Source organism: Duncaniella freteri (assembly GCF_004766125.1).
In the GTDB taxonomy this organism is placed as follows: domain Bacteria; phylum Bacteroidota; class Bacteroidia; order Bacteroidales; family Muribaculaceae; genus Duncaniella; species Duncaniella freteri.
The window spans coordinates 814,247-834,721 of the sequence record NZ_SJSA01000002.1 but is presented as its reverse complement, the minus strand read 5'-3'; the positions used below and the strand labels follow the sequence as shown (position 1 = coordinate 834,721).

Sequence of the window (20,475 nt, the reverse complement as noted above, 5' to 3'; positions counted from 1 at the left end):
TTGTCAATTATATGATCTTAGTAATAAAGAATAAATGCAATAAGGAAAAACAATTTTGGTATAGGGCAGTATTGGTAATGTCTCATTTAGTTATAGCTCCCATCCTCTAAAGAAACTCTTTACCACTTCATCATCCTCCAATTCATCGAACTCTGATTGTAAAGATTCAATCTCGTCTTCGAGGAAAGTTACTTCATCGAGTTCTTCTGACGACATTAAATCATAATTCCCAGTCATAATTGGGGATGTATAGGCGTTATCAAGCTGGCTAAGATCTGCTTGGAACTCATCAGTAATATCCTTTCTGTATGACTTTTTATCCATATCTCTATTTTATATTAAATGAAACAGTGTAAAGTATTCCCTCTCCATTCTTTTTTTGATTGTAAAGAGGCAAATTAATTTCCAAATTATCACAGACAGATTTCACTTTGAGGTCTGAATTACTTCGGCCGAATGGCTTCCATCCATTGGCTATTCCTGCATCTGGTCTAATGAATAGTTCGTTATCTAATGATCGTATTGCAAGTGAACGCTCATGCTGAATGTAACCGGAATCAGTGATTGTAGGTGTTATTCCTGTAAGAGATTCTATAACCTTTGCTAAGAATAAGTTTCTGTCTGCGCTACTTCCAAAATTATCGCAGACATTTACGTCTTCAGCAGCAACACCAGAATTGCCATATGGTTTTGTTAGATTTAATATTATTTGAGTTATCTGGATGTTCAGGAATTCTTCGAGAGATTTTAACATGTGCGCAAATATCATACATCCCAGAGGTGTATAAAGGTAACGATCAGAATACTCAATCGATACGGATTTAGATTCTAACCGATTCTTTATTAATTCCCATTTATCAACCTTATAATTCATAAGACTTTTGAATACTTCGGAGATACTACAATCCTCTTTTATTCTTGTATCAAACATAATTGAATCAGTTTCCGAAGCCAGCTGGTTGATAATACTTTCGGGAAGAATGGCGGAATATATGAATTCTATGGGAGATGGAGCTTGATAAATTACACCGGAACCCCATTTATCAGATAATGTCCTTACAATACCTGTTCCAAAGTAAAGCTTCCTTGAGCCATCATTCAATTCTGCTTCAATCAGTGGTTTAAGATTTGAGGGCAAAGTCGCATTGTAGACCCCGAACTGCCATTTAAAAATGGCAGATAATATCATAGCTCTTTCCTCATAGGGAATTTCGCTGATTTTTAGTTCTTTATTCAGAACAAAGACCACACTTACACCATGTACTTTTAAATCTTCGACCAATCGATTAAAAGGATACTCCGATGGGCACCAAAGACTATAATCATTGTCGATAAAAATCCTTAGTGATCTCAAATTCTGATTGCGGCATAGCTGTGAAAACTCAGTTGCCAAATCACTTGATATACCAGAAGCAGAAGGCACGATGTCGGTGATTTCGGAAGGAGCAATTCTTGCCAAACGTTCTGTCTCCATCCAATCGATCACTTTTTGTCGGTTAAGATAGTTAAGATACCATTGTGAGCGACGGTCAATCAGACATTTCGTACAAGACCTTTCGCAATCACAACCTTTCAGAGCCTTGTAAGCCATATCCAATACGATATCTTTGTATTCTCTGAAAAGGGTTGAATAACCAGCCCCACCAAGAGCCGTGTCATAGATGAAAATGGAGTGATTAATGTTATCATATCCAAATTCAATTTCCCCTTCATTGACACCAAGTAGTTCCGTAAGTTTACGACTAAGAATCACCCCTAAGGAGTATAGTGTCTCAGTATCATCAACTTGATTGTCAAACTTGTCATAAAATTTGATTTCAACAAAGTCTGTTTGGTATCTGCCTACAAGGAGTACATGACGTCTGATTGAACTCCCATTTGATTCACCTCCCGGGCAGGTGGAACCAGAAGATAGGTGTTTATGTCCTGCCATAAGAGATTCGGCAGAGTCCATGGCCTTCTCTGACTGCATCCTACCGCAATACGGGCAAAATGCGTATCCATAACCATTCCTCCCTCTATTGTAGAAAAGAATTTCGGATTTGGGAGTAGAACAGCGAACTGTAAGTTTAGCCGATGATGTCCTTTTTTGCCATGGTTCCATTTCAAGAAGAACCGGCTGAATAAAATTCATCGGACTGTTATCCATTTTTCTCGTTGGTTTTGATCCATAGGCCACTGAGAACGCCGCTGGCTCTACAACCTCGGTAAATCTTTGCTCCGTGGACGCGGAAATATCTCTAATACCGTGCATAGAGTTTGGCTTTCCACACTTTGGGCAACCAGTCATCGCACTGCCGTAATTTATTGTAGTATAACCACAATTCGTGCAATTTTGCAAAATATATCTCGAAGTGCTGTTATCGTACTTCGATTTTAGTCTGATACCGGTCGGTTCGTAAACCCATTCATTTTTTATAATTTTACTACCCGGAGCATAGGACGAAATCGCTTGGCTAAGATGCATTGTCGGATATTCAGAGCCATTTTCCAATCCCAATATGCATTGAACAAGGCCAGTCGGAATTCCAGCACTTGGTAAAAACGATGTTTCCGCAAGATACGGCAGCAATGAAGCCTTTAGAAAATTGTCCTTTTGGATTTCAATTGCTTTGATTGCATTTCCTGACGAACCACTGTTTCTCAGAAACTCCAATGTCTTGTCAAGGGAACCCAAATGAGTATCGAACCCACACTTTGTTGCTGCGATATCTCTTTTTGTTGAGTATGCGGCATCTTCTAACGGAAGATTTTCAATTGCAGTACCCCGTACAATTCTATTATACGACTCAACCATATCCTGACGTTGGCCAGATACTATTTTATCAACATGAATTAGGAAAGCATCAAAGAGCGATAAGCCGTCATCCTTAATGAAAAAGTCTTTCACACGGGAAGTTACCTTAAAGCCTCCCTGTTCGGATACAAAGTGTCCGAATATAAAAGCGTTGATATGTCGTTGAATCAGTTGGCGGCTTTCCAGTTTCAGCAGAGGTGTCTCTGTCAAATGAGTTATAGGATAATGAGGATGGGTCCATGTATGACTTCCTATTGGATTGGGGGCGCAAAATGTCAGAGCTAAGGCTTTGGACTCATTACGACGACCTGCTCGCCCAGCCCTCTGGAGATAATTTGAAGACTTAGGCGGAACATTATTCATTACGACCTCACTTATACCACCGATGTCAACTCCCATCTCCATAGTGGTTGAACATGATAATATATTTAGGTGTCCAGCATTGAAATCCTTCTCAAAGCGGTCAAGATCTTCATTGGACTGTTGAGCCGAGTGTTCTGCGGCGAGGAAGATAGGCCTTTTCAGATATATTCGTTCATGTATATCAGAATAGAGTCCAGTTTTCATAAGTTTGGAAAGATTGGATTCAATCCATTCTTTGACACTTTTATCAGACCATTCGATAGTTCGAAAAGGGAAATATGGATAATCAAAGGTCTGCGTTACGAGAAAACGTTCAAAATTTTCTTTCCCGATATATCCGTTCATGCGTGGGCTATATCCCTTGAATACCACATCAACGATGACATTATCAACCGGACAGACATGCCCAGTTACTATTTGCTGCAACCGCACTTTCGGCCCAAGCAAATCAAGCATATAGCCATTGTTCTCGCTATCTACGGGTGTTAGAATATTGGTGGTCAAAAAATCCCATGCCTCTTTGAGAACACTGTCTACATTTGCTGACTTTTCCTGATTGAATTCACTTTCATTATCATATCCAAGAAAAGCGCATAAAAGCAATACGAGCCTTGACTGGGAATCACTTACTCCTGATCGGCCATGTCTTAGTTTAGGCCATTTGGTTACTGGGATTCCATTCTTTCGCAGCTCCGAATTTGACGGGTAGATTGCGGATGTAAAATTAATTTGAGTGAGATAGTTATTGAACTCATCAGATAGCATATAATGCCGTCCTCCACGAATCTGGTAGTCAAGACATATTTTAAGGAAGTCTTGCCAATCTTGATTCGTACAACCCTTTGAAGCCAAAATAGTGGGGCATTTGGCTTTTCTAAGGTCTGGATATACCAATCTCACAAAGCCCATATTTTCAAGTGAATTGGCACGGCGAGGAATCCAGCCGAACTGATCAACAAGCAATGCTTTAAGGTAAGACGACTGGTTGGGATATTTGCGATTACCATGTGTTTCCTTAACATGCTTGTAAAGCGTTCTGAACTCTACATCGTTTTCAAGATTCCTCATAAGTTCGTCCCATCCTATTTCTGGAGGAGCTGGAACAGATGAATTACCAGTTTTCTTTGTTTCCAATAGTATCAACTGTTCTAAAAGCATTTGAGGAAGAGACTCACGAGGTTGAGAAGTCAAATAATTATAGAGTTGACTTTCCGAATCCGATAACCCTGCCGGTTGTACCAAATCAAGGCGTTTATCCGCAAGTTTATGAAAAATCGAAGACCTTATCCATGCTCTTTCCACATCTTGGTTTATACCCATAGCAGAACGTGCGGATCCTTGTCTATTGTCAGTAAAGGTGATATATTTGCGTCCATCATATAAAGTCTCGGCATCTCTACCTTTGCTTACCTCCGCATTGTCAAGGATCAGAGAGGTTAAAATGCGACCCATCTGGGTTGCACTGGCTCGCAAATAGTTTCTATCTTTTATGGCATTTCCACAATGAGGGCAGAGCTGTTGGTTCCTATCCGAATGACGAAGCGATTTATAAGCAATTTCCCAGTCTATGCCTTCTGGGGCAATTTTTATTTTTCCTTCCTTATGATCAAATAGATGCAGATGTTCCATTGTGTGGTGACGGAGACATTTCCCTTCTGGTTTGGCTAAATAGAAAGGTGCGAAGCCGTCTGTATCTTCATCGTTGTTTGTGATTTCAGCAGATTGTTCCTCCAAAACAGAAATATCATCACTTTCATCATAGAATAACATTTTGTCCAAATCTATGACATTGGTGTGCATACGGAATCCTTTTGAATTGCTTGTCTCTCCGAATACAATAAGACCGCCGCATGAAGGACACGTTGTCACTTCAAGCATTTTTGACTTGCATGACGGGCAGTTTGTGTTCTGATATGTAGTAAGGTTCCCAATGTTCAGTCTATGGTCTTTATGTCTATCGCATTCGGGATTGACACAGACATATACACCATTTATTGAACGAATAAAAAAGTGCGCCCTTGAAGGTAACAATGCTGCCTCTTTCCCGTCAGCCAGGTTAAGTCCGGGTATTTTATTTCCCAGTACGTCTATCAGCCTCAGCGACTTGATTCTGCTTTTTGCAATCTTGGTGTCAAGTAGTTTTGCTATTTCATTCGTTGTAAGAACCGGCTTAGAGTTTAGTTTTGCTCTTAATCGCTCAATCGCTTCTAATGTAATATTAGTGCTAAATTCTCTATTTACAGCATTTATCGCATCTTGTGCTTTCGCTCTATCCATTTCAGGAATTACACGTTTGCCTCCGATAACCACAATGCTGTCCAATGATTTACCTGTCAATTGGGCGACAAATTTTTTAAGTTTTATTTCCGTTGCCGAGTCCTTTTCATCGCCCATTGTCGCCGATGTGACAGCAAAATTGACTTGATCGATTGTTACTCCGAACGCATCAAGAACCCGACGAAGCTGTAGTGCCAGCTCTGACGCCGCCGATCCGGTATATGTATGAGCCTCATCGAGAAGAATCCATTTTAATTTTCCCTTTGATTTTTCAAGAATTTCTTTGTCCTCCGCTCTTACCAGCATATAATTCAGCATGGTAGGGTTGGTGAAAAGCACTTGTGGTGGAGTCTGTCGGATTTGGGGGCGGGTAATTAGTTGTGGATAAAACCTTTCAGTATAACTTTGTGCCCTTTTAGACTTTTCAGTATCTCCGTTATATATTGCATAAGTAACTTTGTCTGGAATTGCGTTGCACCATGCATGAATCCTTTTTTGTTGACTTTTCATGAGTGCATTCAAAGGATATAGAAATATCGCTTGAACACAACCTTTCTCATTACGTTGCGCAATATCCTGTAGCACCGGAATCATGAAGCATTCTGTCTTGCCCGAGCCCGTTCCGGATGTAACGACTATGGTCTTGCCTTTTCCGGATAGCATAGTCTGCCAACTCTTTGTCTGGTGCTTGTATGGATGGCGGTCTCGGGGAAATCTTAAATCCTCATTAACATTCTCGCTGCTTAGTGCGTCGACAAATTGCGGCGTAAGGATGCCAAGCTTGCTGGAGTGTTCTCCGAAAGTTTCGCGATCCTCTTCCCACGGAAATATTGATTGGAAGACAGGCTCTGCAAGCAGCGGCTCATCCTCCGTCAATATTTTTCGCATATAGTTTTGCTCTTTGGCACGTCCCTTGAACCATAATGTTACAAGAGAGTCTACAAGCATACGTTCAGCTGATATATAGAAGTTTGAGTAATCCATATGAGCATATTAACGGTTAATATATTTTAGAGTGCGGAGAAATATGTCGCAATATGTCTCCTTAAAATATTTACGATAGAAATTAGCAATTCTTGCATGTTCCTTGTACTCCTTTGCAAACAAATCAGTGCGGTTAACAATACCACTTGCGTTTTCAGCAGCACACATTGCCGATTCTATCATTACACGGTATGAGAGTAGCATCTGATCCTCATATGGATAATACTTTCCATGTAATTTATATCTCACAACCGGAAGATCCATATTATTATCAGACAATCCTTTGATCTTAGATTTGTACTCGTTGATGTCAGACCTTGAAATGAACTGTCCTTTATCAATCTTTTGTGTTGTGATGTATGCAGTCATTACCTGAGCAAGCTCATTGGTTACAGTGGCATTCAAGAGTCCTAATACTAATTCGGTAAATTCTGCCAGCTTCATAACTATAATTTGCATCATTGGCTCAGGGATACTTGCCATCATGTCATTGATACTCTCCTGCCAGACATTTACAGGTATCCAGTGCAGAGCTACTTCAAGTTCTTGCTCAAACCGATCTATTTCTTCTTCCAAAACATTTCGGTCTCCGTTAAGCCACATTGCAATAATGAATTTAGCAATTAGATTTGGCATCCTTGCAATGGAACGTAAAGCGTTGTGGGTAGAGAATGGAAGATTGAAAGTGCTGCATAGCTTAAATGCTCTACAGACTTCCTTCCAATGATTTCCAAACATGACATTCTCATCAGCTAACAATATTTCCCATTTTGAAATATTGTCTATCTGCATTTCCTTCCGATTTACCCTGTCAAAATCATAATCATCCCGATTGTAGTATTTGGGCACAATGCGTCGTTTATCTGCCGCTCCGGAAAATACAATCACTTCCTTGTGACAGAAATCTTCAGGAAATGCAAATGTGTTTGTGGCAGAATTTGTTCTTATGAGCATTACAGGGAATAAATCCTGAATGCAAAGTTGATCGCCAACCGGGAAAGCGAAAAGTTCACCCTCATACAAATAATCATCCGTATTATCTTCGGTATTGTCAATCACTGTGACCATACCATCTTTGACTATTGAATCAAGAACAAATTTTCTGACAAATACAGGATTCCCTGAGATGTTGAGCGTTACACATGAACTTCGGTTGAAACTGTTAGCTCCATATAGATTGAATATCCTATCAATAAGCGGTTTATAATCGATTAATGAAACTATTCCGTCATAAACCTTACCGTCAAGACTCTTGATTTTAGAATCATCTTCTGTTTTATCGGAAAAATAGGAAACAGACAACTTTCTTCTGCCTCTGCCGTGAGACATAATACAATAGTGGGCAAGATTGGCAAATGATATAATCTTACCACGTGGGACTAAACCTCCATTGATATCTGTGAGTACAACACCCTCAAACGGTATGGCAATGGAAAGTTTTAAGACGGGGGTATTATTCCTATATATCCTAAAACTGCATTCGGACGGCCATGAAAGAGTATCGGCACGTCTGGAAATGCGCCACCCGTTGTCTTCTATGTTGATCACATCAGCTCCTTCAATTATTTCAATTTCCGCACGGAACGATTGATTGCTTTTGAAGTAAATCTCGGTGGACATATTACCTTCATTGCAATGGGCGAAAGCAATATCTCCTATGCAGTAGAATGTTTCGATGATGCGGTGCGAATCCGGAGTTTCCACACATATGTCAACAATGCCTGAAGGGAGTACACAGGATGTTTTCAGAGTCCTCCATTCCTTATCCAGACCATGACGATCTCGATACTTTACCTTGACGTTGCTGACCCGCTCCTTTTCCTTATCATATACTTTTACGATAGGTACCGATGATAATAGTTTGAAATTGGAACGTTCAAGCCAAGGGATATAGCTGTTGGAAAATTCCACAGTATATGGGGTAAACTTATTTTCCAACAACACGGTCTCTCCAGTCGATGAATCCGTAAGCGTTAGATCCTGAGAAAACTGCTCGTAAAACAGATTATGTCCGGCGATTGAAATCGGAATTGAAACCAGATTACTCCATGACTCTGAGAATAATGCTATGTTTTTCTCCGAATTACCTGTCTCGGACATAACATATATATTGTTGTCAAGCATCTGGAATACTTGCGGATAATCGAAATTAGGTGCGAAGCTACCTGCGATGGTCAGAAAAATACGGTCATCATTGTCGCATCTTACCTTGACCTCTACTACTGGTTCTCCGTTCCATCTGATTTCCCTGCTTGGCCCCATGGATATACGGGTATAAACCGCGCTGATTGCTTGTCCCTCATCAGAAAACTTTGTTTCCTTTCTTACATATTTCCCCGTGAGTACTCCGGCGACAAATACATCGAAAGAATAACAGGACGTAATGTTTAATCCCGGGATTGATTCAGATGATAAATCCTTTATTGCTTCTGGAAGGATGTATAGACATGCGTTATCATCATCAACAAGATGTAATCGCCACTGCAATGATAGGGGGCGAAACCGAGAACCGTTTCTGACGCGAGAATACTCGCGTTTCAATGAATCAGTAAGCTCGGCAAAAGCCTTGTCACTATCATCATATGGAAGAAGAGCGTTCTCTTCCATGATTATGGCACGAGCTATCTGAATGGAGACATCATAAATATTCTCGTTCTTGAACGAGTCACCAAGATAAGAAACACATGAAAACTGACGAATTACCGAGGAATCTGCGTTATTCCAGTCATAATTTATAGAGGACAACTCTTTCACCAAACCTTTGAGAAATCTGGAAAAGTTACCCATGTTGCCCTCGTTATTACGGATATATCTGATAGGTAAGCCCCCTTGGTTAAGAAGGGTTCGAAAGTATTCTGTCCGCTTTATGGAATGGATGAACGTGAATCCGTTTCTTTGCAATGCCATTCTGGCTGCCATATACAACTCTCCGGCTCGGCATATATCAAGACCTATCTCGACAGCGACATCCTCCTTTGACGGAATATTCCCGTTGTAGTCACGTCGCCACCATTCGGCATAACATATAGCCGCTTCCATTCCGAATTCATCAAGTTCATCGGAATGTTCGATGAGCGTAGACTTTAGTTGCCCATACTCGTCGTCGCTCACTTTGAGTTTCCATAGCGGTTTGTCTGGCAAAACCTTTTCCATCCCTCTGGAATGAAGTATGCCGGCCAATGCCGAGTGGTCTTTGATGGATGACATAATCGTTAAATTATTTATAACCCGTTCATTTCGAGGTCGGTAATGCTGCGGGATATGACGTAGGCGTACATGGTCACAAGGATATGTACTGCCTCACGCAATTCGGCATCCGGAATTTCCGGGGCGCTATGCGCTTCTTCGTTTCTCCAGCCGCGTACTTTATCCAGATAGTCGCGGAAGCGGAAGTAACGCGCATCTGTCGTATGCTTCAGGCGCTTTAAGGAGTCGTGACCGAAGATGCAATCTGAGAATGTGGTGCTGTCGGCTGAGCCTTCGCGTGTAGTCAACTCCCTGTTATTGATGAGGTAGTATAGCTTCTTCAGGAAAGGCTCGAATTTTCCGACAAGAGTGTTGAAATGGGCACGCCGGTCCAGCTCAGTCAAGTGTTCATTGCAAAGCAAATGGTTGAATGAGTTAATCAGCAGATCATTGGCTCCGTTCAGTCCCGGTTTGGCAGCTCTCTTCTGAATTACATTGATAAGATACTCTGCAACCTCATCGAGCCGACGGGATGTCTGCGCCAGTTCAACAAATTCTTCGCGTATTTCAGCCACAATCTTCTCGGCGAGGCGATGCAGATCAAGGTCGATGCTGCTTTGCTGGTTGTTGCGCAATGCCATGTCGAGAATGCCACGGATATATTCGCGTGCAAACGGCGTGTCGTTGATAAATTCCTCGTAAAGATCTATGCCCTTGCCACTCATATCGAGCACCAGGTCCTGAGCGCGTTCCGAGAACAGTTCGCGCAACACGCCATATGAATTACCGCTTCTGACTGCTTCGTTTATCTTCTCGTCGGTAAGCATCAGGTGGTTCAGCGGACGGAGCACGATGTCATGGTCATCCAAAAAACCTTTGTATGGCTCGTTCACGATGTCGAGAATCTCGCGCAGCGAGCGTTTCTCATCTTCCGCCGGGGCCTTTACATCTCCTATACGTGACGATTTCAATTCGGCGTCCTCCTCTTCGAGCGCTATGGTTCCCTCCATTATCATCTGGAGACGAAGTTTGTTGAGGTCAACGCGGTCGAGAATCTCCATCGGCAGAGTCTCGCGTGTGTATTGCAGACGGGGATAAAGGGCACGGAGGAAGATATACTCACGTTCTAAATCGGGGTCGCAGTATGTGAGTAGCTGAGCCATGAAACCATAACTGCGTATGTAGCGGTTCACAAGTTTACGATATTTGTCCTTATCATCATTGCTCAGCGGAGTCTCACGCTCCTTTACAATCGAATTGCAGAGTGATACGGCAGAGGCAACATCCTGCTTCATCATGTATTCAACCACGCGGTCACGTTCCGAATCATTGTAAAGTTTGAAAGCCTTGATGTCGTCGAGAAGGGTATAAAGACGCTGGGTATCTACCTCTCCTGTGAGAATGGTGGTCTGATAATATTTCTGGAATGCCTTCTGCACTGCATCGGCATCGTTGCGGAAGTCGATAACCATCGTGTCCTCTTTCTTCACGCCTCCCTTGTCATAGCAGCGGTTGAGGCGTGATAGGGTCTGTATGCACTGGATGCCGCCAAGTGTCTTATCCACAAACATGGTGTGGAGTAAAGGCTGGTCGAAACCGGTCTGGAACTTGTCGGCCACGATCAGTATGCGGTATTCCGGCGTGTCGAATGTCTCGCGGATTTTGTCGTCTTTGATACCCCAACCGTTCATCTTGTCCTCTGTGTATTTCGAGCCGTCGGGAAGTTCCACTTCTCCGGAGAATGCCACGAGGGTCTTGAACTCGCTCCCGTATTCCTCGGCAATCAGATTGTCGAAAATCTTCTTGTAGCGCACTGCCGAAGCCCGGCTGTCGCTCACGAACATTGCCTTCGCCCGTCCTCCGATTTTGTTGCGCGTATGCTGCATGAAGTAGCTGAGCGCAAGCCGCGCTTTCAGCGTCATGTTCTCCGGTTCGGTGTTGAGTTTCCGAAGAATCAGCGCCACCGATTTCTTCTCGCCGTAGAGTTCTTCCGGTTCTTTGGCCACACCTTCCGTAGTCATCGCCATTGTAGGATGCGCAGTGTTCTTCTCGATGTATTCAAACATCGTTCTGTAGGTGGTGTAGTTGCGGAGCACGTCGAGAATAAACTTCTCGTCGATGGCCTGCTTCATCGTATAATAGTCGTGCGCCACATATCCCTCGGGTGTTTTCTTTCCGAAGAGTGCGTATGTCTTGTCTTTCGGTGTTGCTGTGAAAGCGAAGTAACTGATATGGCTCATCTGCTGACGCTGTGTCTGCATATATGCCATGAGGGCATCCATTTGGTCTTCATAACCATCTGCATCCGCCTGTATCATCGCAGCCTGTATGTCGGCTTCGGTTGAGAGTGCCGCCACTATGTCTTTGGCGCTCTCGTTGCCGATTGCGGTGTGGGCCTCGTCGATTATCACGGCATAGTTGCGGTGCTTTTCGCGTTTCAGTTCACTGAGCGCATAACTGAATTTCTGAACAGTGCTGACGATTATTCTTCCACCTTCGTTGATTGCTTTGGCGAGTTTCTTGCTGCCACGGCGGATGTCCTTAACCACACCGGCCTCTGTGGCGAATGCGTTAACATCGTCCGCCATATTTGCATTCAGCACGATGCGGTCTGTAACCATGATGATGGAGTCGAACACCGGAGTCTGGTCGGGATTGACAAGGTTCACCAGCTGGTGTGCAAGCCAAGCCATCGACTTTGTCTTGCCGCTGCCTGCCGAGTGCTCGATCAGGTAATTGTGTCCCGGACCATCCTCTACGATCCATTTGATAAGATTGCGCACCACGCGCAACTGATGGTAGCGGGGAAAGTAGGTGACGCTCTTACCATCGCTTTGCACGTTCTTGATGAAGTGGTCGATTATGTTTAACAGGGAATCCGCCTGCCATATATCGCGCCATAGGTAACTTGTGGCGTAATCGCCCGGCACCAGCGGATTGACCGAATCCACATTGAAGGGCAGAAATGCCGTATCCTCGCCGTTGAGGAAGGTGGTCATGAAGGCATAGTTGTTGTCGATGACGAAATGCACCAACGCAGTGCGGAGCATCGGATTCTTCGGGTCGCGGTCGTGGCGGTATTGCCAGATTCCGTTGGTGTAGTTTTGGCCTGTGCCTTCGTTTTTCAGTTCGGCGGTGATAATAGGAAAACCGTTGAGCAATATGCAGAGGTCAAGTTCATTCCCTTTGTCGGCTTTGTCGAGGGAATAACGCATCTGGCGTACCACGGCGAAGCGGTTGGCGAGATAAAGCTGGTGCAAGGCGGAATCTACGCCGGCGAGTGTCGGTTTGGTCTGCATCAATTTGATGGGAATTCCCTGTATCTTCAAGCCCTTCCGCAGAATATCCACCAGCGAATGACCGTTGTCGAGTTTCGAGTTGTAGTCCTTGATTACAGCATCGAGAGCCGCGTCGCCCGACTTGAAGCGTTTGACAAGGCGGTTCCAGGTGTCGGTCTGGGCGTGGAGGAATTGCCAGAGCATATCCGGGTCAACCCGTCGCCTGATGTCGAAATCACCGGGAGTCCGCTTTACATATAGGGGAGAGGCTAAAAGTGCCACTTCGATATGTTCTTCAAATTTGGTTTCGTTGTCGATATTCATTTGTGCCTTAGGTTATAATTTTTATGACTCTGCCTTATCACTGCCAAAAATATCATCCATTATTTTCTTTATATCTTCTTCTGTGGCAAATCGGATCTCGTCTTTATTAATTTTTTTTACCCAATTCTTCATTGAGTCTTTCAATATAGGATTGCATAGATCTGTACGACTCCATAGAGTCCTTTACGATAGTTTGTAAACCCTTCGATAACTCCGAAAATTGTTCAATTAATTTAATACTGCGATCATTGCATTTTGAAAGGTGTTCAACCTTATCAGATATTGATGAAATCTTGTAAGTAATATCGTTTGTTAATGTTTGTGTGGTATTGAGCATTTGTTCAGCCTTAATTTTTGCATCGACGGCATCTCTCTTGGCTTTTTCAGTATCAAAAACAAGGTCTTTAAGATTGAGAGCATTATATAATTGCCATCCTACCAATATCGCAACTAAAGCACCTAATATGCCTACTATTATTCCAATATAGTCGAGACCGGTGCTGGCACTTCTGGGATATGTTACGCATATGGCAATAATACTAAGTACTATTGCTATCAAAGATAATGCAACCTGAATATAACTTAAGAACTTTTTCATTTGCTTTCGAGTTAGATAACTTTTCGTTTGCCGGTCACGACCTCCGAAATTATTGACTGACGCAGTTCTTTCAGCGTCTCTCGTTTCTTGGTGAGTTTTGCCTTCAATCCATCCATCTCGGCACACTTCTTGTCAAGGTAGTCGGCGATTGCCTGCTGCTCGGACAGTGGAGGTAGGGCTAATTTAAAAGACTTGATAGTATCTTGACTAATATTGGGCTGTCCACCACCATAAGCTGAATTAATTAACGTACGCTTTCCTGCCCTAAATACATAAAATGCAAAATCATTATCGATCTCATTACTGTAAGGTAGTACGCAACATGCTTGATTTGTAGCGGTTTCGATATTTAATTTCCCCAATTTTCCAATAGTAGCTCCATACATGGCTATAACAATGGATCCTTGGGGATAAATTTTTAATGCACTAAAATCATGTAGAGCAGCGGTTGTTATTTTCTTTGATGTGTCACTAATAGTCCCATCATTTAAGTCTCCGGTTTGAAGCCAATTGATACCATCCTCACAATAATATTTGTTACTACCAGACGTTGGCGTTGTGCCGCTACCAATACCATGAAATAATTGAGCCGTTTTCCTGATAGTCCAGTGCTCAGGGATGTCGCCGATCCAGTCGATGCCGGAGGGGCGGAGGGGAGTGTCGGGATTGAGACCACGGGTGACGACACGCGAAATCTCGCTCTGTTTCAATTCGTCAATCAACTCAATCTCTCGGTCAACCTTTGCAATCGCCGCATCAATCTCCCCACACTTCTCATCCAGCCATGCCGCTATCGCCTCCTGCTCAGCAAGAGGAGGTACTATGATGTCGGAGTTATTCATGTTTTCCATAGTTAAATGTTGCATTGCCGAACCATGCATGTCATTCAACTTTACTTTCGTGATGACATCAAGCAAATAGAAGGAATATTTTTTATCCATTTTACCTGATAAACCAACCTTCCATATATGGTAGTGAAAGATAACTTTTTCTTCATTCCATATGTATGGACCAATAGAAGCAGACCATGCATATAAAAGATCCCCTTTAGAACAGTATTTATTATCTTCCAACTCCATATCAGAATAGTACCAAGAGTCGTTTGTGAAAAAATTTCCAACTCTCAAAATCCGATATTTGCCCTCGGATAACAATTCTGGCTGAAGATAAGCTCTGCCATTTATAAGATTCATGCCGAATTTTAATCGTTGAATCTTCCAATGGCTCGGAATATCCCCGATCCAGTCGATGCCGGAGGGCTTATATGAATCGTATTGCTGTTTCATCGGGCTTCGGAAATTAGGGATTGGAGTGCGGATGTGGTGTCGGCTTCGAGTGCCATGAGGTCGGCAAGTATCTCGCTACTGTCGCGCAGGGGAGTGTAGCGGTAGAAAAGACGTGTCATGGGGAACTCACAGCCTACCTTGTCCTTACTCGGATCGCGCCATGCGTCGGGAACAAACGGCAGCACTTCGCGGGTTATATATTCGTCAATATTCTCCTTCATCGGTATGGTCTCGGTGTCGGTAAGTGCGGGGGCTATTACAAAGCCGCTCTCCGGTTTGCCGGGGGTAGCCCACACGGTCGGGGCCTCCGGGTCGGTGGTACCAAGCGAGCGCACAAGTTTTACAAAGCCCTGTGTAAGTTTCTTGCCGAAGTGCTCGCGCATTATCGCAAACATCTCTTCGTCGTTAATTTTCTCGTCGGGGAATGTGATGGTGGCAATATGTTCAAGTATCTCCTTATCGGCTTTCTTCACCTTATCTCCTTTGGCAGCTTCGGCGGCTTTCTTGGCAATGTCGGAATATGTCAGGCGCAGGGGACGATAGATTGTGACAGTGGTGTAGAGAAAATCCTCAATATCCATCAGTCGCGCCACCTTTATGTCATCGCTGTCAGGGAGTGTGGCGTCGGTGAAGTCGCCATATATACCCACAATCTCGTCTATAGCCTCATCGGGTATCTCATAGCGTTTCTTACCGAGACTGCGCTGGAGCAGACGGGCATAACGAGGATGGGTGGCGTCGACCATCAGAACTTTACCCTTGCGCCGGGCCGGTTTGTTGTTGTCGAGAATCCAGAGATAGGTGGATATGTCTGTTCCGTAGAAAAGATTTTTCGGCAATGCTATGATTGCATCGAGCAGGTCGCGATCCATGAGCATCTTGCGAATCTCGCTCCAGCCGCTGCCGGCAGCGCCGTTGAAAAGCGGTGAACCGTTCAGCACGATACCGATGCGGGAGCCGATCGGGTCCATCTTGCTTATCATGTGAAGCAGGAAGAGCAGGGAACCGTCGGAAGTGGAGGGCAAACCGACAGAGAAACGCCCGTCACTCTTGGCGGCATCCTCCTTGACCTTGCCTTCAATCTTCTTCCAGTCCACTCCGAAAGGAGGATTGGCAAGCATATAGCCGAAATGCTCGCCGGGAAACTGGTCGTTGGCGAGAGTATCGCCGAGGGCGATGTTTCGGTCTTTGTCGAGGTCTCCTTTTATAAGGAGGTCTGACTTGCAGATGGCGTAGGTCTTTTCGTTGAGTTCTTGACCGAAGAGATACACCTTCATTTCAGTGCGGTCAGTCATTGACTGAAGATAGCGTTTCCCTTCGGTCAGCATACCGCCGGTTCCGCAGCAGGGGTCGTAGATCTGGAAATGCTTTCCGAGTGTATTCACCTCGGCCTCGCGTCCGTGCATTACAAGTGACACCAACAACCGAACGACTTCACGCGGAGTATAGAACTGACCGGCCTTGGTGTTGGTGGTTTCCTTAGACTTACGGATGATAATCTCGAAAATTGTACCCATCATGGCGTTGTCGACGCTGTCGGGATGCAGGTCGGCATTGTTCACGAAACTCTCAGTTACCTGAAAGAGAAGGTCGTTGCGGTCGAGACGCGAGTAAATTCGGCTGATGTCACCGTTCTCGCCATCTTCCTGAGTAAATGCCAACAGAATATTCCGAACATTCTGGGTGAAACCGTCAAGATATGTCTTGAAATTGTCGGCAAGCATTTTGGGTTGGGTCAGCAGCTTGTTGAGCGACAGACCGGAGGTATTGAAGAAAGTCAGGCCATTGCGCCGCATCAGAGCCATCAGCATGACATCTTTCTTCTCGTCAGGAAATTCCTTGTATTGCTGATACAGTTCGTCGTACCGGTCCTGCAACACGCAATCCAGCCGCCGCAGAAGTGTGAACGGCAATATCACATTCTCCACTTCTGTATCGTCATAGACACCACGGATAATCTCCTTGATGTTCCAAATCATTCCTGCAAGTTCCTGTTCGGTCATATCTTGAAAGAGGTTTTAGTCGTTTATAATGCAAAGTTACTAAAAATATGTTCATTCTTCGTGAACCGAATCATAATTTTTTATCGACAGCTCTAATTTAGATTTAATTTTGTTCCGCAAATCGGCCGGAGACAAGACGCTCAGGCCTTCCCCGTAGGAGAGAATCAGTTGTTCAAGCTCAAAATTCGGGCGCACCTCAATCTCTATTTCATAGCTGTTTGCATCAGACTTCTTCAATTTTTGCGTTTCATGCAACGGCTTTGTTTGGATGTAAGGAAAGAGCGAAGGAGATACCCATAACTGTATTTTTTGTAGCTTATGATCAAGATGCTTCGTAACTCCTACAATATCTGAAAAATAATCGTCATTGAAGTCATATTCATTATTCTCGATATACGAAACCCCTGTAACGTCGTTGATATGTTCAATCCGGTCGAACGCAAGATGCGAGATTGAATCGTATCCGTGTTCCCTCCCTAAAAGAAACCACCGCTTGTTATACTCCTTAATATAATAGGGATGCAGAATTACTTCCTTGACTGCGTCTTGCCGGAAACTCTTGTAACCGATAGCCAGCACTTTCTTATTGCATATCGCCGAAAGAAGAGTGGAGAAGTATTCTTTACCCCTAAGATAGCGGCAATCATCGAATCCGACCACCTGTCTGCCATCGACATCAATGTTCAGAGATAGCTTGAAACGCTCTATAAAGGAGTGCATCCACTCCATCTGAGGGGTTCCTTCAAACCGAGAAAGTATTGCCATGCATTGGGAAAGCTGGGCAAGTTCATCATCATTGAACGGGAGCTTAAATATTGAGGACTCCGGATTTTCATAAGAATATGTCACGTTACGACCGACCTTCTTATCCACAATGCTAATTTCCGGATATGAATTGACGATGTGATCCATATCCTGTCTAATTGTATTCAATGCAGAGACAGTAGGAAATCCTTGAAGCTCCAATTCCTTATTCACCTCATCCATAAGATCTGAAGTGGAGTAACCGCCTCGTCTGAGGCAACGGTCGAGCACCTTATACCGGATATCTGAACTTTTCGTGTTTGGCATATCAATTGTTTTTCGATACGCAAAGGTAATATTTTTCTCCCAAAGGTGCAAATAGAGTGAGCCTATTCATTGTAATTTTGCAACACGAGGATAAAATCCCCCTCGTCAAAAGCAATGAAGAAAGTATTCTCGCTGATGTTGCTCCTTGCAACTCTCATGGTGTTTCTTCCGGCGTGCTCTGATGATAAGGACGAACCGGACGACATCAAGTCTCAAATCATCGGGACGTGGGATGCCACGTCGGTAAAGTTCAGTGATACGGACTGGGTTGACATCTCAAATTACCCCAGCATGGCACTTTCCATCACCTTTAATAAGGATGGAAGTTACTACGGTCGCGGCGCACTCGGTAACGGTGGCGGTACATACTCCGTTACAGGTAAAACCATCAAGACCTATATTGATGGCGAACTTTATGGCACATATTACGTCAAAAGCCTAAGCGGTAAAAATGCGGAGTTGTCACTTACGATGGGATCATCCAGCATGGAAATTCGTGCGGTGAAACGATAAAACCCAAAGGAATATGAAAAAGATCTTACTTGCCTTGTTCATGTCCGTCCTGATGCTTAGCGTCAGCACAACGGTATCGGCAGAAGAACCGACTCAAAGAGTCTATGCAGAGTTGCTTGGCACCGGAACCAACTTCTTAAACCTTAACAAGAATGTGAAGGTTTCAGTCGATCTGGGACAATTCCAGTCTGCAACGAAAGCATACACGCTTCTTGATGAGAATGGGAAGGACATCAAGTTCAACAGCATGGTCGCTGCCATGAACTACATGGGTGAACGCGGCTGGAAATTCATTCAGGCTTATGTAGTGACGGTAAGCAATCAGAATGTGCTCCACTGGCTTCTATATAAAGACATCACTGACCCTACTCAGATAAAGGAGGGTCTCAATGTCAAGAACATGGACTAACTTTAATAATCTCCAGATATGAAAAAGATTTTCTTCCTTCTTGCCATGATAATGGTTTCAGCAGGATGCTTCGCCCAAAGTAGCAAGGGCTATCATGGCTTCGCGGATCTCGGCTATACAATCGGTGTAGGCGATTACGACTTGGGCCGTTTTGAAATCAGCACCACACACGGCTATCAAGTAAACCCTTATTTCTTCGTAGGTGGCGGCGTTGGGTTTCACTTCATGCAGTCCTATAAGACCAAAGGCATGGACATCTCACTCGATGAACGCGACTCAAAGGTAAGCATACCTTTGTTCGCAGACTTTCGAGGCACGTTCACCAAACGCAAGTTCGCCCCTTTCGTTGACCTCAAACTTGGCTACTTTGTAACCAACAACGATGGTTTCTATGGAAACATATCAGCAGGTTGTCGAATGCTGACGAAAGGCTCCCAAGCGATCTCTCTGTCAATCGGCTATACATACGAGAAACTAGAGTTCGAGACATTCGACCGGTTCACCAGCTCAACCAGCATGAACTACACGCGCTCCCCCGTAAACTCGACTGCGAAGGCATCTCCATCAAACTTGGTTATGAGTTCTAAGTGTCACATTTGTCATAACATAAGTCCCTTGCCATGCCTAATTGGCAGGCAAGAGGCTTTGGCATGGCTTTTGTAATAATTCTTAGTATGGAAACAAAAGTAATTTCGCTTTTTGATACATATGATTTAAAGGCTCGATTTTTTCCTGCTTTTATCTTGGCCTGTGTCATAATATATCGTATTGCGGGATATGGGAGTATTCTATCCTATGAATCCTTTGTCAACTATTCTCAGACCCTCAGATTCATTTATGGATTCATTGGGCTATCTGTTGTTCTTTTATTCCTCTGGCCCATTTCAATGATAATTGCTAAACTCGGAGATTTGATGTCAAGGTTAATATATTTGAAGAATGGATTAGTGATAATGCCAACAACCGCCATGTTATTACCGAAACCTGCATCTCAGTTATCAAAAGAAGATAAAGACTTGAGGATTCGGATTAAACAGGATTACGACATGGACCTCCTTAGGAATCGAAAACATAACAAAGAAATAGTCGCTGAGATAGGATATGTTGTTAAACGCATAATAGAAAAAGTGCGAGATGAAAAAATGGTGACATTAAATCTTACAAATTATGGAGTAATGAGGAATTTACTTGCTGTGTTTGCCATTTTAGTCTTTTTCGAACTTTGTATGCTGTTCTGTTTAATATATGATGAGATAACAATTTCATCTTTTGTTCCGTTAGGAATGGCAATTTTAGCGTTTGTTATCGCCCTAATATTAATGCGGCATTACGGGAAAAGATATTCAGATGCAGTGTATACTGCGTTTCTAACTAAAACTAATTAAT

General features: G+C 43.6%; 12 protein-coding genes. 4 read left to right on the top strand and 8 right to left on the bottom strand.

The window, feature by feature from the left end; translation table 11 throughout:
• Window positions 1-90: 90 nt before the first annotated feature.
• The 8 genes from EZ315_RS13695 to EZ315_RS13660 form a co-directional block, all read right to left on the bottom strand.
• Window positions 91-324, bottom strand: coding sequence for a hypothetical protein (locus EZ315_RS13695; RefSeq protein ID WP_135472583.1), 234 nt, complete (start codon window positions 322-324; stop codon window positions 91-93).
• Window positions 325-328: 4 nt separating this feature from the next.
• Window positions 329-6,421, bottom strand: a complete 6,093-nt coding sequence (locus tag EZ315_RS13690) for a DEAD/DEAH box helicase (protein WP_135472582.1) — start codon at window positions 6,419-6,421, stop codon at window positions 329-331.
• Window positions 6,422-6,430: 9 nt separating this feature from the next.
• Complete coding sequence (locus EZ315_RS13685) at window positions 6,431-9,532, bottom strand: hypothetical protein (RefSeq protein WP_207104622.1); 3,102 nt, start codon at window positions 9,530-9,532, stop codon at window positions 6,431-6,433.
• Between the two features lie 110 nt (window positions 9,533-9,642).
• Window positions 9,643-13,209, bottom strand: a complete 3,567-nt coding sequence (locus EZ315_RS13680; protein WP_135472580.1) for a type I restriction endonuclease subunit R — start codon at window positions 13,207-13,209, stop codon at window positions 9,643-9,645.
• A gap of 106 nt (window positions 13,210-13,315) precedes the next feature.
• Window positions 13,316-13,807, bottom strand: a complete 492-nt coding sequence (locus tag EZ315_RS13675; protein ID WP_135472579.1) for a hypothetical protein — start codon at window positions 13,805-13,807, stop codon at window positions 13,316-13,318.
• Window positions 13,808-13,818: 11 nt separating this feature from the next.
• A complete protein-coding gene (locus EZ315_RS16410) occupies window positions 13,819-15,093 on the bottom strand; it encodes a restriction endonuclease subunit S (protein WP_170957559.1) in 1,275 nt (424 codons plus the stop codon).
• Window positions 15,090-17,096: a type I restriction-modification system subunit M gene (locus tag EZ315_RS13665; RefSeq protein ID WP_135472578.1), complete on the bottom strand. Its 2,007-nt coding sequence runs from the start codon at window positions 17,094-17,096 to the stop codon at window positions 15,090-15,092. The genes EZ315_RS16410 and EZ315_RS13665 overlap by 4 nt, the downstream gene beginning before the upstream one ends.
• Window positions 17,097-17,147: 51 nt before the next feature.
• Window positions 17,148-18,167, bottom strand: a complete 1,020-nt coding sequence (locus EZ315_RS13660; protein WP_135472577.1) for a helix-turn-helix transcriptional regulator — start codon at window positions 18,165-18,167, stop codon at window positions 17,148-17,150.
• A 114-nt stretch (window positions 18,168-18,281) separates the two neighbouring features.
• On the opposite strand from EZ315_RS13660, the gene EZ315_RS13655 reads away from it, so the two are divergent.
• From EZ315_RS13655 to EZ315_RS13640, 4 genes are read left to right on the top strand one after another with little or no spacing between them, the layout of a single operon-like run.
• Window positions 18,282-18,680 (top strand): hypothetical protein, encoded by a 399-nt coding sequence (locus tag EZ315_RS13655; RefSeq protein ID WP_135472576.1) that lies wholly within the window; start codon window positions 18,282-18,284, stop codon window positions 18,678-18,680.
• A 13-nt stretch (window positions 18,681-18,693) separates the two neighbouring features.
• Window positions 18,694-19,089 carry a hypothetical protein gene (locus EZ315_RS13650; RefSeq protein ID WP_242452606.1) on the top strand — a complete coding sequence of 132 codons (396 nt, stop codon included), beginning with the start codon at window positions 18,694-18,696 and terminating at the stop codon, window positions 19,087-19,089.
• Window positions 19,090-19,107: 18 nt separating this feature from the next.
• Window positions 19,108-19,752, top strand: a complete 645-nt coding sequence (locus EZ315_RS13645; protein ID WP_135472575.1) for a hypothetical protein — start codon at window positions 19,108-19,110, stop codon at window positions 19,750-19,752.
• A gap of 11 nt (window positions 19,753-19,763) precedes the next feature.
• Window positions 19,764-20,474: a hypothetical protein gene (locus EZ315_RS13640; protein ID WP_135472574.1), complete on the top strand. Its 711-nt coding sequence runs from the start codon at window positions 19,764-19,766 to the stop codon at window positions 20,472-20,474.
• Window position 20,475: the final 1 nt, after the last annotated feature.

Coding starts and splice junctions, on each gene's coding strand:
- EZ315_RS13665 (WP_135472578.1), bottom strand. CDS start 17,096: ATGACCGAACAGGAACTTGCAGGAATGATTTGGAACATCAAGGAGATT.
- EZ315_RS13650 (WP_242452606.1), top strand. CDS start 18,694: ATGAAAAAGATCTTACTTGCCTTGTTCATGTCCGTCCTGATGCTTAGC.
- EZ315_RS13675 (WP_135472579.1), bottom strand. CDS start 13,807: ATGAAAAAGTTCTTAAGTTATATTCAGGTTGCATTATCTTTGATAGCA.
- EZ315_RS13690 (WP_135472582.1), bottom strand. CDS start 6,421: ATGGATTACTCAAACTTCTATATATCAGCTGAACGTATGCTTGTAGAC.
- EZ315_RS13655 (WP_135472576.1), top strand. CDS start 18,282: ATGAAGAAAGTATTCTCGCTGATGTTGCTCCTTGCAACTCTCATGGTG.
- EZ315_RS13695 (WP_135472583.1), bottom strand. CDS start 324: ATGGATAAAAAGTCATACAGAAAGGATATTACTGATGAGTTCCAAGCA.
- EZ315_RS13645 (WP_135472575.1), top strand. CDS start 19,108: ATGAAAAAGATTTTCTTCCTTCTTGCCATGATAATGGTTTCAGCAGGA.
- EZ315_RS13660 (WP_135472577.1), bottom strand. CDS start 18,167: ATGCCAAACACGAAAAGTTCAGATATCCGGTATAAGGTGCTCGACCGT.
- EZ315_RS16410 (WP_170957559.1), bottom strand. CDS start 15,093: ATGAAACAGCAATACGATTCATATAAGCCCTCCGGCATCGACTGGATC.
- EZ315_RS13640 (WP_135472574.1), top strand. CDS start 19,764: ATGGAAACAAAAGTAATTTCGCTTTTTGATACATATGATTTAAAGGCT.
- EZ315_RS13680 (WP_135472580.1), bottom strand. CDS start 13,209: ATGAATATCGACAACGAAACCAAATTTGAAGAACATATCGAAGTGGCA.